Source organism: Marinifilum sp. D714 (genome assembly GCF_030851345.1).
Taxonomy (GTDB): Bacteria; Bacteroidota; Bacteroidia; order Bacteroidales; family Marinifilaceae; genus Marinifilum.
The window spans coordinates 226,165-241,583 of record NZ_JALPNU010000005.1; the positions used below are offsets into that span (position 1 = coordinate 226,165).

Here is a 15,419-nt window from a genome sequence, read left to right on the forward strand (position 1 = left end):
TTATATTTAATTCTGATTGACAAAAGGCAATCCATTATAAAATTAACCAAAATAACATAAATATTATTCTCTGTAATCTAAAATTATACAGAATAAAATAAATGATTGTTAAAATAGAATCTTGCTTAAAAGCAGAACTGATTTATTTATTACAACAAAAAAAGAGATTAAATATGCTTCCGAGCTCTGTATGATCTTCCAGTTTTAAGTAGGGAGAAAGATTCAACAATACATCTCTTTATGCGATTTCCTCAGCAGAACAGACATCTCTGATGAGTTGTACAAATAAATGTCTCATCAAATTTTGAAGTTTTATGGAATGTCAAATTTTTTGCGCAAAAAACTGACACTTCTCTTTATCGATAAACTTATTGGCATGATATTCCTTTGAAAAACAGATAGCATTCACCCACATCTCTTTTCTCTACCAATCCCTTAATGAAGAAAATAGTAATCCATGGCTCATTTCCCCCATATCAGAATCTCTTGAAATTGGATTTTGAGACATATACCTCCTAAGATCAAGAAGTATCCCATAAAGGGTGAAAATAAAGTTATTCTGATTTTTTTGGAGCCCAAGATTAGCTCAAAAAAAAATCGGAAATAACTTCTATTGAAAGTCTGGCTTTTAGATCACAAATTAAGAATGCAAAAGATTTTCAGTCCGGTGATTTTTCGAAGCAATCACCTAGCATGAGTTCCCCTATTTCCTCAGGCTTTTATGTAACTTATTAAAAGTATTTTCCATCTCCGAAACCAAATGTTTTGAAATCTCACAGTCTTTGGCAATACTTCTCCATTGAGAAATTGATTCACTTACCTGCTCCAGAATCCATTCAGGTCTTTTCATCCCAAAATGCCTGGCCAATTCGAGCAAGTGTTTTTCTCCTGGATTTCTGCTCTCACCTGCCACCATTGTACTATGTATTCCATAAGCTGAGCTTGAAAATGTAAGATCATAAGCAGGAGCCATTCTCCAACTCCCCTTTCCATCCATTAAAAAAGAAAAATTTTTACTGTGGTCATCTCTATTGTGAGAAAATACATTAAAAGCAGCCAAACGAAAAACTTTCTCATAGGCCTTTACATGTTTTTCCAAACGAAATGCACAATCCATCAAATGTCCGTAATCCATGGTACTCATTCTGAAATTATCGTGCATTAGCCCACAAGCTGTATGTACATGAAGCCTTCCCTTTTCTGTTCGGTCAAATCGTTTGGTTCCAAAATAAGCCTGACCGGACTCTCCAAGGAACAATCTGCACTCACTCATTTCAATTCCTGCCTTTAATGCCATTTGGTAATAGGCATATTCAATCTTCGCAATTTCTGAATTGTCCTGAGATGAAGGAAATTTAATCAACCAATCTTCAAATCCATCCGGCATTTGCTCGTATCCATGTATTAATTCATTGGTATCCCTATTGAATCCCAGCAAGATTTTCGGCCGTGCCCCACCAGAAGACCCTCCCAGTGCATAAAGCTCTTCTATCATCTCAGTGCTTTGTCCTTTTAAAACATGCTTCATTTCCCTGGCAATTACATCCAACTCCAGTTGTTTGTCGAAATCATGTTTCCCATCCAATTGAGGATGATAACAAAGTGCTCCCATTCCTGAACTTCCAACATAAGCCAATCTATCCATTGGTGTTATGCTGTAAATATCAATTCCTCTTCCACTCAAGTTACGATCCAAGAGCAATCTTCCCCATCCATCGGGCAGTGAGTCATTAAATACGCCATAAAGTCCTTCAAAAGGATCTTTTCCTGCCATGCTAATTTCATTTGTAAATGGAAGTTTTACTGGTGAAATGTTTAATCCCGATTGTAAGAATTCCTGGTGATATCGAAAATAGATTTCCCGATTGTTCATCACCAACTCTCCTACATTGTATGTTTTACCTTCCAGGGAAAGAGTCACCAAAATGTTTTTAACCTCATGCATGACCTATAAGTTTGAGGTAAATAAATTCTCTATATGGGATTGATCATCCTGGGCTTGAAACAGCTTATTAAAATCCTCCAGGTGGTTGAGTAGGTGAGCCAACTTTAATAGTGATTCCAAAGAAATTTTTCCTGTGGATTCAAAACGTTTCAAACTTCCCAGAGAAACTCCGGAGCGTTCTGCCATTTCTGACTGAGACAATTTTAATCTTTTACGCAAAGCTTTGTGACGTTCTGCCAAAGCTTTACTCATTTCGTATGGTGTTGTAGAAACCGAATACATTTAGCTAATATTTTAGCTAAATATACAAATTAATACTAATATTGGATAATATTTAAGCTATTTATTGAGATGAAAAAGATACAAGCCTCCTTATGTCTCACCACTCCATTTGCAATGCACCTCCAAGCTCCTCGCAGTAAAGACAACTGCATTCATAAATATTTCTTCAATGGCGTGAAACGGCATAAGTCACTCGAATTTGTGCCACTCATATTGGTACAAAGAGGTTCTTTGTCAATTTTATTAATGGGAGGACCTCAAAGATAACCATTTCAGTTTTCAGACTTTATAAACCAAAATCCATTGGCAAGAATTAATTTGTGCAGACAGGCAAAAACTTAAAAAAAATAAAATAATTATCTTAAATATTAAGTTGCATAATTATTTATTTTTTTTGAAATTACAGGGCTAATAAATTGAAAAACACCTGTCCATCTAATTAAGAACCTTTTTATGCACAACGAAATTTTAATCAGAATAGCTTGTGTAGCTATTCCTACCATTCTACTAATTATTGCGATACACTTTAATTTATACCGTAAGTTCTTTTTCATACCTAATCAGATTATTCTTTGGCTACAGGCTCGAATGTTACGCAAAGTAAAGGCTGTAAAACTCCTGGAAAAAGATACCGATTTTGCTCCTTCATCCATTAGTGACAGTGAGGAATTTTATCTGACAAATGGCAATTATGAACAGAATTACGAGAATCGAAATACTGAATTACCAGATGACATACTGGAAGAAAAGGTGAATTGTATAAGAACTTATTACAATGATATTCTCAATGCGAATGTAATCAATTCCATCCTATTGGAAAGTACCCAAAAAGGAATTGTAGAATCCTTAATTGAGGCCTACTCCTTCGAAGCCATAAAAAGAAATATCGAAAAACTGAACCGCAATTTATCATCGCAAAACAACTACCAGTTTAATGGTGACAAACTGGGGGTTTACAGCTATGAAAAAAAGAATGGGAAAGTTGAATTGGGTTTGTACAAAACAGATCATTTCACCTGGCTGGTTTTTAAAGAAATCTATAGGGAAAACAAGGCATTGTTCGATGAGCTGATCTTTCTGCTTGATCAATACAATAAAAAGTCGAAAAAATTCAGGTATATCTTTAAGTGTTTAAAGTATTTGTTTTCATCATTTGGACTGGATATCAGCATTCACGGATATGACAGCAACAAAAAACACCATTTTCTTTTGTGTGCCAGATCTGGAAAAGTAGAAGAGATGAAAAATGGCCTGATCCATGTACCTGTAAACGAAACTTTTTCCATAACCGACTATGAACCTGAGTCAGATCACAACCTATACTGTTTGCATTCCTGTGTTAAACGTGGAATTGAAGAAGAAATTGGGTATCGTGCCAAAAACATCTCAAATGCCAATATCGAATTCCACGATTTTGCCATCGAAACCTTTAATGGTGAAATAGGCGTTAGTGCTTTGTATACATTGCCCAAAAGCATCAGCATTGAACAGCTGCAAATTTATCCTGGTCAGGACAAATACCTTGAAATGGATGATTTACTTCTTGTTCCTTTCCCAACAACACGCAATCCGTTTAAACTAATAAAACTGGTTAGCGATGAAAATAAAATTAAAGAATACGTTTACCGTGCCGGCAAAATGGATATCGCCTCCCTCAAATGGTTAAATTTTGCCCATCTTGTGATTCAGCGTTCTATCCTAAGACGATTAAAGCTCTCGATATACGGAGAATACTTTATTGCGGCACTTGTAAATATTATCATTGTTGCCGTACTTCTTACCTGGCGTTATCAGGTAGCTGAAACAGCGGGAATAAATCCAAACAATTCTTTTTCTGTTTTGAATTGGGAATTAATCCAAATCAATGGCTCATACAGCCATAAAATCATATTAATACTTGAAGAGTTTATATGGTGGTTTGTTGCAGCCATTGGCCTTGAAATTGGTGTCACCATCATACTTCACAATTTAAAAGACAGAAAAAACGGGAAGAGACGTTTCAAAAGTTTCAAACCCATTTTACCTCAATGGCATGGCGATGTCAAAGTAATTCAATCAACCGGCTTTGTAAAAGCAAATAAGGATGCAAATGCCAATTTAGGCTTAAACTTTATCATTACCGATCCAACAAATCAGCCTGAACAAAGAATATCCAATTTTCACCTGATGCAGAAACCTTATTGCTCCATCAGAAAAGAGGATCACAATACGGAATATCCAGTAAGCTATTTCCCTATATCCAGTAAATTGGACCTTTATCATGATAAGCTATTCTTTTTATTGTACCAATTGGAAAAGTACGATATCTCAAAATTGAGAGTTAAATTTCAGGTTAGCTATGAGCTTTCCCAAGGTAAAATCAAAATAATCAATTGTTCCTTTGTTGAAAATCTTACCGATTTGAAAATCAAAATTGACTCTGATTTTAACAGCAACGATCCTTTCTTTAAAAAATGCTCTGAACAGCATCAAGATCAGTATCAAAATGCACAAGTTGGTAAATTGCTAATCGACGCCAAGTTTCAGCTTTATGATCTTTTGGAATATCACGGCGACTTCTATTGGACTGTTCTTAACAGACCTGGAATGGATCAAAATGCAGAAAAAATACAAATTAACCAGAAGCATAAACCGCTATATAATAAAATTATAGAAGCATTGCAAAAAGAACAGCACAACATGAAGAAGGGCAAAAATTGTAAAACCTTTATTCTGGAAGGGGACTCTATTGATGTGGAGAAAGCATTGAACCAATTTTTAGCTTACGATAGCAATTTTAACCGCATCCACCCCTATGAAATTATGGGGCTTCAACTGGCCCTTGTAAGAGAAGATGTTCTTATTGCAGACATTCAGTATTAACCAACAAGAACAAACCATACAGGATTTCAGCTTAAAGCTGATATCATAAATTAATGAATTCATGAAAAACATTAGTCCAAAAGCCATTATAGGAAAAAATGTAATTGTAGATGATTTTGTAGTTGTTGCAGACCATGCCCAAATAGGAGACAATTGCAAAATACACTATTTCTCATTTGTAGATGAAGGGGTTAGTATTGGTAAGAACACAAAAATTCAGAACAATGTGATGATTCCTCATGGAGTTAGGCTTGAAGAAGGAGTTTTTGTAGGACCCAATGCCGTTTTCACCAATGACAAATACCCTCGTTCCATCACTACCGATGAAAAACTGAAGTCCTCAACCGATTGGACCTTAAGTGAAACCCTGGTGAAGAAAGGAGCATCCATAGGCGCGGGAGCCATTATTGTTTGCGGAATAAATCTGGGTGAATGGTGTATGGTTGCTGCCGGTTCGGTTGTCACAAAAAACATACCCGATCATGCAATGGTAAAAGGAAATCCAGCCCGAATTTGTGGGTATGTAGACAAAACAGGTACTCCTATGAAACGAATCGAGGAAGAGGAAGATTATTGCCTGTACTACAGCGAAAAAGAGAATGCTGAGTATAAAATTGCCAAGCATGCGAATGATCGCAAAACTGATCTCTAAAAGAAATATTTCTATTCAAAAAAATCCTGTGAGTTTTAACTTGCAGGATTTTTTTGTGTCTCAATCTCAATACACCGTAGCGCTCAATATACCTCAAGATTAAAGAAAATGAAGTTTCACAGAAACATTTTTTAATTCAGCTAGTGCGTCCTTATCTCAATTAAAATCGATTTACCTCTTATCCATTAATACATAACATTTTCTTACTTAATATATTAATAATTTATTTTTTTTTTCTAATTTTAGTGAACATTAAAAAAAGTATAAAATCATTATCAAGATTTTACTCCTTAGTATAATATCAATTATAAAGCTTGGATTATCTATTAAAAAAATATCAACCAGAGATATGATGGAAACCAAAATATTCCTATTAGGTGGTTATGACCTCGAAATGATAACAATAAAAAAATTACTATTAGACAATGGATATAATGAAGGTACAGAGATATTTGACCAAAAACTAAACTGGGGCGCTAATCTAAGCTCCTATGTTCATGTACTTGAATTGAATCCTGAAGCAAAAATATATGGTATTGAATTAAATGAAGATATTGAAACACCAAACAACTATATTTCTATAGACCACCACAACGAAAAAACACACTACCCTACTTCATTGGAGCAAGTGGCAGAATTGTTGAATATTGAATTAAATAAATATCAAAAACTGGTTGCAGCCAATGATGCCAACTATATTCCAGGCATGCAGGAATTAGGTGCGACTAAAGAACAAATTGCTGACATTAGAAAAAATGACAGAGCTGCACAAGGAGTTAGTCCAGAAGACGAACTACTTGCAATAGAGGCAATAAAAAACAAAAGCATAAAAAATGATATTACAATAGTTAAATCTGAAACTTCGAAGTTTAGCACCATAAGCGATAGACTTTTTGGACAATATAAAGAACTGATTGTTTATACTGACGACCAATTGTGTTATTATGGAACTATTAAAACTAACATCCTTATCAAAAAATACTTCAATTTAATCCATAAAAAAACTGCCTATTACGGTGGCAACAAAAGTTTTTTCGGAATCACAAATAGTAAAACCCAAACTGAGCAAAATATTGAATACTATGTCGAAGAAATCTGTAATCTATAGCAAACACATCTTTCTATTTCCCTTTAGATGGGATTCAGTTACTGAAAATGAAACCAACCTAGAAAACCTTTCAATAAATAAGAGAATAAATATTAATCAGTTTGAAAAAGCACTGAATAAAGAAAATTGGGATTTTTATTCAGCCAAGGATCAATCTCTTAAAGGGTATTATATTGATGAATTTGTAAATTATAACGAGTATGTATACTTCTATGACTACGTTAGAGATGCCTTATATGATGAAATAGAAAATCGAGAAAATATTGTAAAGCATTTCACTTATAATCTCGGACAGGATGCCAGCTACCATATTCATATTAAAACTGATGAGAAGACTACAAGTGTATACCAACTAAATATGAAGAAAATTTTCCTTCATGTTTTTAGCAATGGCGTTGGTTTACTATCATATCATCTTGAGAATAACATTTACAAAGAAAAAGAATCTATTCTACAAATTAATGATTTTGGAAGAAGAATATATCCTCAATTTTTATCGAGTGACGGAAAGGATTCTACAAGCATTATCAAAAGAAGGTTTTTAGCAGATAAAATACAACTGAACATTAATGGGAAAAACATAATAGAAGATTTTAGCAGATATAATTTGCAACAGAATTGCCACGATGACATGTTAACCATTGCCAGCCATCCCATTCAATTGCCAAATTTTATATTAGAGCTTTTTAATACCAATGATCAGGTCATATTTCACAGCTCAACTCGTAATTTACAATATGGACAAATTTGCATTCGTCCTATTATTGATGATCGTATGTTTACGATTTGCTGGTTTAGAAATGATTGGATGATCAATGAATTGAAAGAACATAGACAAGCTGGATTTGATACGGAATACAATTATCACACCAATGAGTTTTGGTACAAGTATATTTTCATAGATGGGAAAAGTTTGACATGCGCCAATAAAAATATGCTTCGCCGTGAAAACATGAAGCATACATATGAACGATTTACTGAAGATGGCACCCTATGGGGAGTATCCAGATATTCACTGGTAGGATTAACCAATACAGAATATTTTGGAAGAGAAATCATATCAACACATGCAACTACAATATATTATCAAATGGTAGTGTTATGTCTGATGCAACGTGCATCTGTTTTAAAGTATTCAAACGAGGTTGCCCGAATTTCCAGAAACATAAAGGAAAAACATCCGGAAATTGAAGAAATCAACGAGTCATATTTAAAATTTATAAACAAGATGTATTTCCGCGAAATTACAGCACAAGATCAAGGAATAGAACTTTATGATATGCTTCAGGAGAACATGAGAATTGAAAGAGAAATTGCAGATCTTAAAAGAGAAATAGATGAAATTTACCAGTTTGCCTCTTTGGCTAACGATAAAATACAACAAGAAATCGATCGAGATCAAAATGAACTAATTACAAAAATTACCATAATAGGTGTTTTATTTCTTCCTCCTTCCCTATTGGCGGGAATTCTTGGAATCAATATAATGCCTAAATATGAAGAAATCCCATCCCTTCTTTTTAATGGAGAAATCTATATCCCATTTGTATTCGGAATAGGAACGATCGTAGTCATTTCTTTGTTATTAACCTGGTTATTAATTAACGTATTTAAACTCAAAATCTTCAAAAGAAACAACTCTGCCAAAATTGATAAACAATAAAACCATGCATAAACTAAGCTTTACACTAAAACAGCATACCCCTATTATTCACTTCCAGCCGACACAGGATGGAGCTACATTACGGGCTACAGAACTAAAACCCAAACTGGATAAATTCTTAATTGAGAAATTTAAACAAGAAGGCACCGATTATGAAGAATGGCTTATTCCTGGGCAACAGGGGGCTTTGGATTATAAAGTAAAAATAATTCCTCTGATTAATAAAAAAACACATAAAGTAATTGCTTATACTCCAAAAGACAAAGAAGATGCTATAAGCTCATACAACAATATCAATGATAATCGGATAATTATACAAACCTTCTTTTTCCCTCTTAAGGAAATGATCGAAAAGAAAATCCGTCAATTCTTTGTTTTACACAATTTTGGCAAAAGGCAAAGTAAAGGTTATGGTTGTTATTCTGTGGAAGATTCAAACATTACAGATATCCTAAAAAACTGCAAACTTGATGTATATGTCAAAAACTATAATAATAATGGTGATGAGTATAATCTAAAATCAGATACTCAATTAGACGATTATTTCTACAAAAATGTAATTAGTAGAGATTGGAGTTTAATAAAAAGTGGAAAGAACTTTCACGGATATGAAAAATCACAATTATTCTATCATTTTAACGACAAAGGACTTAAATGGGATAAACCATTTATTAAAAGAAAATTAATGGAACATTTGAGCAAACGAAATGAAAAGATTTTCCTAATGAGTAAATATGAGAACCGAAAATATCAAAATAAAGTATTGTATGATACCAATGATGAGATTTTTAGGTTTGGAAGAGCAATGTTAGGTCTTGCTGAGCATTATGAATTTAAGGCAACAAATAATCGATTATTTCATGTAGAAGTAAAGCATGAAAACATTGAAAGGTTTAAATCTCCTGTTACATTTAAAGTATATGATGGGAAAATATACCTCATTGTAAATAAACTTCCACAAGAGCTAATAAACGATACTGAGGGCTTCTCATTTAACGTAAAAGAATACCAAGGGAATGGATCAAATAAACAACTCTTAAGTGAATTTAAACTATCAGGAATCCTAAAGCTCCCATCTTTTCATGAATTCAATTTGGATGAATTCATGAACAAAGCGCTGGTTAACAACAAGCTAAACTACAAAAAACTAGTATGAAATACACAGCAATAACCATAGGCCCCACTTTAAAAACACTACAGTTAGCACGTAAAACCCGTGAGCTATGGGGCGCAAGCTATTTGCTTAGTTACATTTGCAAAGAACTCATTCAGCAAATTAGAATTAAGGACAATAAGTGTAGCTTTATTGTACCATATGTACCTAAAGATGAGATCACAGATTTCTACAAACCACAAATTGGTGCAGGTCTATTTCCTGATCGTATTATATTTGAAGATAATTTGCCCGAAGGAAGTTTGGAAGAAATTAAAACTGAATTATTAACGACCCTTGCTGAGCGAATTACTAATAAAATAAAAGAAGATGAAGACAAGGTTGCAAAGTATTTAAATCAATATTTTAGAATAGAACACATAACTAAAGAGTACAATGATATTCTACCTGTAATCTCTATTCAGAATTATTTAGATACAGCCGAACTACAGTGTAAGTTAGTTGAAAACGACTCGCAAAATTACATTTCTACTTTTTTAAACAAGATTACCAACTCATTTTTAACCGAAGAAGCATTTTCAAGAGAGGTAATAAAAGATGGCAATATAAGAGGAAAGTGCTTCCCTTCGATACCAGAATTGGCAAGTGCACAATTTCGAACCATAAATTCTGATGTTTGGGAAATTGCACAAAAGGATCTTTACGAAAAATTAAACCAAAAAAAAGAAGAGACAAGAGAAAATTTATTTTACGATATTTTTAAAGGGCACGACAATACCAAAAATGATTTTAGAACCTATCACAAATACGTGGCCATAGTGCAAGCTGATGGCGATAGCGTTGGTGAATTAATAAGATCATTTGAAAATGGTGAAGTTGAAAAATCAAAAATAGAAATAGCCGACTTATCGAAAAACCTCTTTGAGTTTGCCAAGCAATCGGTTGAAAAAATAAGCAAGTACGGTGGAGAATGTATTTATGCAGGCGGTGACGATTTGTTATTTATGGCTCCGGTAGTGGGTTCACAAAAAGAAAATAACAACTACCAGAATATTTTCGACCTAATCAATACTTTATCGACTGATTTTCAACAAAGATTACCAGAACAAAATATAATTAAAGAAGGAACAAGCATCAATGTAAAACCAACTTTATCATTTGGCGTTTCGATAAGCTATTATAAATTTCCTTTACAAGAGGCACTTTCAGAAGCTACATCCCAACTGTTTGAAAAAGCGAAAAAAACCGAGGGTAAAAATGCTGTTGCATTAAGAGTATTAAAACATAGCGGACAATATTTCGATACCATATTTAAGAAAAACACCGAAGCTTACAACATCTTCTGTTATTTAATGTCGATTTATACCCAACAAAACGATGATAATAATTTCTTAATGTCGGTAATTAAAAAAATTTACGACAATACCGATCGTATTATTGCCATTTACGAAAATGAGAACAAAGACTCTGAAAAATTCAGACAAAGGTTACAATTTACTTTTAATTCAGAGTTCAATAACGACATTCATACGATTTACGAAGATTTAACTACCGGCATTATCAACCTAACAGTAAGTGCATTCAAAATTCAAACTCCTGCCAATGCTATGAAAATGGTTTATGCAGCACTTCGATTTATTAAATTTTTAATCAGAAAGGATACCGATGAGTAAACTATATAAAATACAGCTCATTCCACAAGGATCTTTTTTCTTTGGGAATGAAAATACTTTTGGCGATAATAATCAGAACTACTTTGTTCGTTCTAACTATTTCCCTCAGCAAACTTCTTTGCTAGGTATGTTGCGCTACGAATTGTTAAAATCCTCTCCTGAAGTTTTTAAAAACAATAAAATAACAGATAAGGTAGGAGCAATTAACCTAATTGGAGCCCAAAGTTTTGTCAATGAAAAAAAACGAGGAGATTTTGGAATCATAAAAAACATTTATCCGGTTTTTATTGAAGATTATAAGCATGGAATTAATTGGTTTGTAAAACCTAACGACGAGTCGCAGTTAAACAACAAGGATGTTTTGATACCAAACACATTAAAGAAAAATGCAAATCACTTTTTACTCGAAAATTACGATCCCAAAATAGGCTTTACTCCCCTACTGGCTCGCAAAGTTCAAAATCCCAAAAAGGACGAAAAAAAAGACAACAACTTCATGAAATTTGATTTTGAACAGGATGAAAATGGAATAAGAACAAAAAAAAGCGGACCGTTCATTACTTGTGAACAAGTTGGTATTCGAAAATCTATTGGTAAATACAGAGCTGATAAAGAAGAGTCTGCCGACAACAAAAAAGGCTTTTACAAGCAAGTTACGTTCAAGTTGGATGATAATTACTGTTTTAGTTTTTTTGCCGAATTAAACGATACAATACTTGATACGCAAAAAGAGCGCTACATTCAGCTTGGAGGTGAAAAAAGTACCTTTAAAATGGATATTGTAGAAATTGATACAACTGACATTTCAAATTCAATCAAAAACACCTATTATATTACTGCAAAAGCCCCTGAAATCTACAAAAAAGTGATACTCCTATCCGATGCATTTTTAAATCTGAATCAAATAGAAAAGTCATGTTTTCACATTAGTAATACCGTCTCTTTTCGTTGCATAAGCACTACAGTTAAAGAAACCAGTGATTATGTGAACATGAGTAAAAGCAAAGGAAGTAGTCTTTACAAATCGAAAAATATAAACCTAATTTCTAAAGGCAGTGTTTTCTTTTTTGATGCAAAAACTGAAAATGAAACCATTTTGGAAATATTTAAAAATGAATGTTTTCAACAAATTGGTTACAACCATATTCAAATAATTAAGCCAGAAAAATAACATTTCAATACACTAATCATGAATAAAAAAAGATACACCATTGAATGTCTAACCAATTTACATGTTGGCAGCGGAGATATTAACTATGGAACCATTGACAGACTGGTACAACGCGATGCGGTTACCGATTTACCAACCATACATGCATCGGGCTTAAAAGGTGCATTGAAAGAATTCTTTGATGCCAACAACGAAATAAACAACGATTTTTTTAGCATAGTTTTTGGCAGTGTCCCAAACTCAAGAAAAACAAAGAGTAACAAGCAAAATATTGGTTCTTATATTTTTAACGATAGCCATCTGCTTGCCTTTCCATTGCGTGCTAACGACGCTCCATACTATATGGCTACTTGCCCCGAAGTATTCAACAAATTTACCAATGCCAATGTACCGGATATCAACAAAGCAGTTTTAATTGGCGGCGAGAGAAAAAATAGCCAGATTGAAGATTTGGAAGAAAATGATTTTGAAGAAAAAGATCCATTTACAGAAGAAACTACCAAATTATTAAAAGATCAGCTTGGCACAAAAATTATTGTACTTCCTTTTAAAGAATTTAAAAAATACTGCAATAACCTGCCTGCAATAGCAAGAAACTATCTTGAAAATGGAGAAAGTAAAAACCTATGGTACGAAGAAGTAGTTCCTTCGAAAAGCATATTCTGGACAGATATTATTGATGGAACAGAAACAAACGAAATTAATAAGAAAATTGAAGATACTTTTAGCAAAATAGAAGAATCTTCGGTTCAGATTGGTGCCAATGCTTCAATAGGTTACGGACAGTGTAAATTTAAATCTGTTTAAAAGAAAAGGAAAATGAAAAAATTAAGCAGTGATGATTACAAAAAAGCATTTGACATTGTCAAAAGAGTTTTAACAATAGAAAATGACGATAACAAAGTAGAAAAAAGCACTAAATCTTACATTTCTTCAATTGGTGCATCGGTTCGTTGTTCGGGTTTAACTGCAACAGTAGCGGCCTACATTGCAACCGAAGGAAAAGAGAAAGTAATAAAAGCCCTTGGACAATTTATTGACAGTTCTATTGACAAGCATGAAACTGTTTTGGAAAAAGTAATTGCCAAAGAAATTTCTACCGAACAATTCGAAAATGCGATCGTAGCTATTAAACTAGCCATTCGTACATTTGATGAAAAATAATCAACAGATGGGAAATACAAATTATCCAAATTATGGCTATCTGTTTTATTATGACTATTACAATAGTGAAAACAATAGTGTAAGTAAAAATAATAAAGCTCATGATGCAATTTTAAACGCAAAAGTTTCTAAGAAAGAATTCGAAGGACTACAATTAAAAACCATATATCCTGGCTTGGTCCTTGGTACTGGATACACACATAATTTAAAAGGAGCAGATGGTTTTAAAATTGGGTTTTATTTTGATCATACAAGTGGACTACCGGTAATTCCAGGAGCCTCGATAAAAGGAGCTTTGCGTAATGCCTTTCCTGGCAGACAAAGTAAAATTTATAAGAATCCGAAAAATAAATTGGTACAAAAAAGACGAGCAAAAAAAATTGAAGAAGCCAAATACAATTACATGGCTTCTATTTTACCTTCTGAAAAAATAAAAAACCTTAATCAGACAGAAATTGAAAATTTAATAGATGAAATTGAATTGGAAATATTCGAAGGAAAAGTAAAAGAAGAAGGCAAAGAGAAAAAGTTACCAACAGCAAAAAGAGACACTTTTTTTAATGCTGAAATTATTAAAGGAAACAAAAATGGTGAAATATTTGGTGATGACTACATTACACATCACAAAGACCCATTGAAGAATCCTACCCCCTTGATGTTTTTAAAAATATTACCCAATGTTACATGGGGTTTTAATTTTAAATTACACGATGGAAAGATATCAGCTAAGGAAAAAGAGATATTATTTGAAAAGATAATTCTTTATTTCGGCCTTGGTGCCAAAACCAATCTTGGTTATGGCCAATTTGAATAAAACCATATCAACTTACAAAAGAAAAGGGTTAGACTAAATTTAGTCTAACCCTTTTCTTTTATAAAGGTCTTGCTACACAATACGCCGTAGCGCTCAATATACCTCAAGGCACATGAAGAATATATTTTGGGTATTTTTAGGTCTAGTGTCTCAATACGCCGTAGCGATCAATATACCTCAAGGCACAAATGGAGTAAAATATATAAATCCATATGGATTTGTCTCAATACGCCGTAACGCTCAATATACCTCAAGGCATTCATTTTTATTAATATATAAAGTTTCATAGTTAGTCTCAATACGCCGTAACGCTCAATATACCTCAAGGCAATAAAAGTTTCGATGTAATGAAATTTTTCCAGTCTCAATACGCCGTAACGCTCAATATACCTCAAGGCAAGTATTAACTTAAAACAAATCATTATGGAACAAAAGTCTCAATACGCCGTAACGCTCAATATACCTCAAGGCAGTAATAATGGTAAATTCTACTTTGTTTTCATAATAGTCTCAATACGCCGTAACGCTCAATATACCTCAAGGCATTTTGTTGAATTATCTATACATTAATTATTTTGGTCTCAATACGCCGTAACGCTCAATATACCTCAAGGCATAAAATTTATGGATATTTTAAAAAAGTTTGAAGTCTCAATACGCCGTAACGCTCAATATACCTCAAGGCATAATTATAAAAGTAAATGAAAATGAGATTTCAAGTCTCAATACGCCGTAACGCTCAATATACCTCAAGGCTAATTCAAAATCAACCTGTTATATATTGTTTTTCATTTTGTTTTTTCAAAGATTCCTTTTACATGCCTTTGCCTGTAGGTATTATAGCAATTTGCAAAAAATCTTTGAATATGTATTTATTTTTCATGTGCAAAAATGAGTTTTTTCAAGCTTATTTTTACTACAATGCTTGTTATCAGTAAAATACAACTTAAAAAAAGTTTGAATGTAGAAAA

General features: G+C 33.1%; 12 protein-coding genes and 1 CRISPR repeat array. Of the genes, 10 read left to right on the plus strand and 2 right to left on the minus strand.

The window, feature by feature from the left end; all coding sequences use genetic code 11:
- Positions 1-703: 703 nt before the first annotated feature.
- Both M0051_RS07800 and M0051_RS07805 read right to left on the minus strand, forming a co-directional pair.
- Positions 704-1,945, minus strand: a complete 1,242-nt coding sequence (locus tag M0051_RS07800; protein ID WP_306740976.1) for a type II toxin-antitoxin system HipA family toxin — start codon at positions 1,943-1,945, stop codon at positions 704-706.
- A gap of 3 nt (positions 1,946-1,948) precedes the next feature.
- A complete protein-coding gene (locus tag M0051_RS07805) occupies positions 1,949-2,227 on the minus strand; it encodes a helix-turn-helix domain-containing protein (protein ID WP_306740977.1) in 279 nt (92 codons plus the stop codon).
- A 453-nt stretch (positions 2,228-2,680) separates the two neighbouring features.
- Between M0051_RS07805 and M0051_RS07810 the strand changes: the two genes are divergently transcribed.
- The 10 genes from M0051_RS07810 (at position 2,681) to cmr6 (ending at position 14,448) form a co-directional block, all read left to right on the plus strand.
- Positions 2,681-5,089 carry a hypothetical protein gene (locus M0051_RS07810; protein ID WP_306740978.1) on the plus strand — a complete coding sequence of 803 codons (2,409 nt, stop codon included), beginning with the start codon at positions 2,681-2,683 and terminating at the stop codon, positions 5,087-5,089.
- A gap of 61 nt (positions 5,090-5,150) precedes the next feature.
- The gene (locus M0051_RS07815; RefSeq protein WP_306740979.1) at positions 5,151-5,741 is read left to right on the plus strand and encodes an acyltransferase; all 591 of its coding nucleotides are present in this window, start codon (positions 5,151-5,153) and stop codon (positions 5,739-5,741) included.
- Positions 5,742-6,093: 352 nt separating this feature from the next.
- Complete coding sequence (locus tag M0051_RS07820; protein ID WP_268190463.1) at positions 6,094-6,849, plus strand: hypothetical protein; 756 nt, start codon at positions 6,094-6,096, stop codon at positions 6,847-6,849.
- Positions 6,824-8,512 carry a CorA family divalent cation transporter gene (locus tag M0051_RS07825; protein ID WP_306740980.1) on the plus strand — a complete coding sequence of 563 codons (1,689 nt, stop codon included), beginning with the start codon at positions 6,824-6,826 and terminating at the stop codon, positions 8,510-8,512. The genes M0051_RS07820 and M0051_RS07825 overlap by 26 nt, the downstream gene beginning before the upstream one ends.
- Positions 8,513-8,516: 4 nt before the next feature.
- Complete coding sequence (locus M0051_RS07830; protein WP_268190461.1) at positions 8,517-9,668, plus strand: hypothetical protein; 1,152 nt, start codon at positions 8,517-8,519, stop codon at positions 9,666-9,668.
- A complete protein-coding gene (cas10, locus tag M0051_RS07835) occupies positions 9,665-11,299 on the plus strand; it encodes a type III-B CRISPR-associated protein Cas10/Cmr2 (RefSeq protein ID WP_306740981.1) in 1,635 nt (544 codons plus the stop codon). Before M0051_RS07830 ends, cas10 begins: the two co-directional genes overlap by 4 nt.
- A complete protein-coding gene (locus tag M0051_RS07840) occupies positions 11,292-12,470 on the plus strand; it encodes a type III-B CRISPR module-associated Cmr3 family protein (RefSeq protein WP_306740982.1) in 1,179 nt (392 codons plus the stop codon). Before cas10 ends, M0051_RS07840 begins: the two co-directional genes overlap by 8 nt.
- An 18-nt stretch (positions 12,471-12,488) precedes the next feature.
- Entirely contained in the window at positions 12,489-13,277 is a 789-nt protein-coding gene (gene cmr4, locus M0051_RS07845; RefSeq protein WP_306740983.1) for a type III-B CRISPR module RAMP protein Cmr4, read from the plus strand.
- A 12-nt stretch (positions 13,278-13,289) separates the two neighbouring features.
- Entirely contained in the window at positions 13,290-13,634 is a 345-nt protein-coding gene (locus M0051_RS07850) for a type III-B CRISPR module-associated protein Cmr5 (protein WP_268190457.1), read from the plus strand.
- A complete protein-coding gene (gene cmr6 / locus M0051_RS07855) occupies positions 13,624-14,448 on the plus strand; it encodes a type III-B CRISPR module RAMP protein Cmr6 (RefSeq protein ID WP_306740994.1) in 825 nt (274 codons plus the stop codon). Before M0051_RS07850 ends, cmr6 begins: the two co-directional genes overlap by 11 nt.
- Before the next feature lie 73 nt (positions 14,449-14,521).
- A CRISPR array of direct repeats spans positions 14,522-15,205; the repeat unit is 38 nt; unit sequence GTCTCAATACGCCGTAACGCTCAATATACCTCAAGGCA.
- Positions 15,206-15,419: the final 214 nt, after the last annotated feature.

Bases quoted from the DNA above. Each gene is read 5' to 3' on its own strand.
- M0051_RS07830 (WP_268190461.1), top strand. From the start codon at position 8,517: ATGCATAAACTAAGCTTTACACTAAAACAGCATACCCCTATTATTCAC.
- M0051_RS07800 (WP_306740976.1), bottom strand. From the start codon at position 1,945: ATGCATGAGGTTAAAAACATTTTGGTGACTCTTTCCCTGGAAGGTAAA.
- M0051_RS07840 (WP_306740982.1), top strand. From the start codon at position 11,292: ATGAGTAAACTATATAAAATACAGCTCATTCCACAAGGATCTTTTTTC.
- M0051_RS07805 (WP_306740977.1), bottom strand. From the start codon at position 2,227: ATGTATTCGGTTTCTACAACACCATACGAAATGAGTAAAGCTTTGGCA.
- M0051_RS07825 (WP_306740980.1), top strand. From the start codon at position 6,824: ATGTCGAAGAAATCTGTAATCTATAGCAAACACATCTTTCTATTTCCC.
- cas10 (WP_306740981.1), top strand. From the start codon at position 9,665: ATGAAATACACAGCAATAACCATAGGCCCCACTTTAAAAACACTACAG.
- cmr4 (WP_306740983.1), top strand. From the start codon at position 12,489: ATGAATAAAAAAAGATACACCATTGAATGTCTAACCAATTTACATGTT.
- M0051_RS07815 (WP_306740979.1), top strand. From the start codon at position 5,151: ATGAAAAACATTAGTCCAAAAGCCATTATAGGAAAAAATGTAATTGTA.
- M0051_RS07810 (WP_306740978.1), top strand. From the start codon at position 2,681: ATGCACAACGAAATTTTAATCAGAATAGCTTGTGTAGCTATTCCTACC.
- cmr6 (WP_306740994.1), top strand. From the start codon at position 13,624: ATGAAAAATAATCAACAGATGGGAAATACAAATTATCCAAATTATGGC.
- M0051_RS07850 (WP_268190457.1), top strand. From the start codon at position 13,290: ATGAAAAAATTAAGCAGTGATGATTACAAAAAAGCATTTGACATTGTC.
- M0051_RS07820 (WP_268190463.1), top strand. From the start codon at position 6,094: ATGGAAACCAAAATATTCCTATTAGGTGGTTATGACCTCGAAATGATA.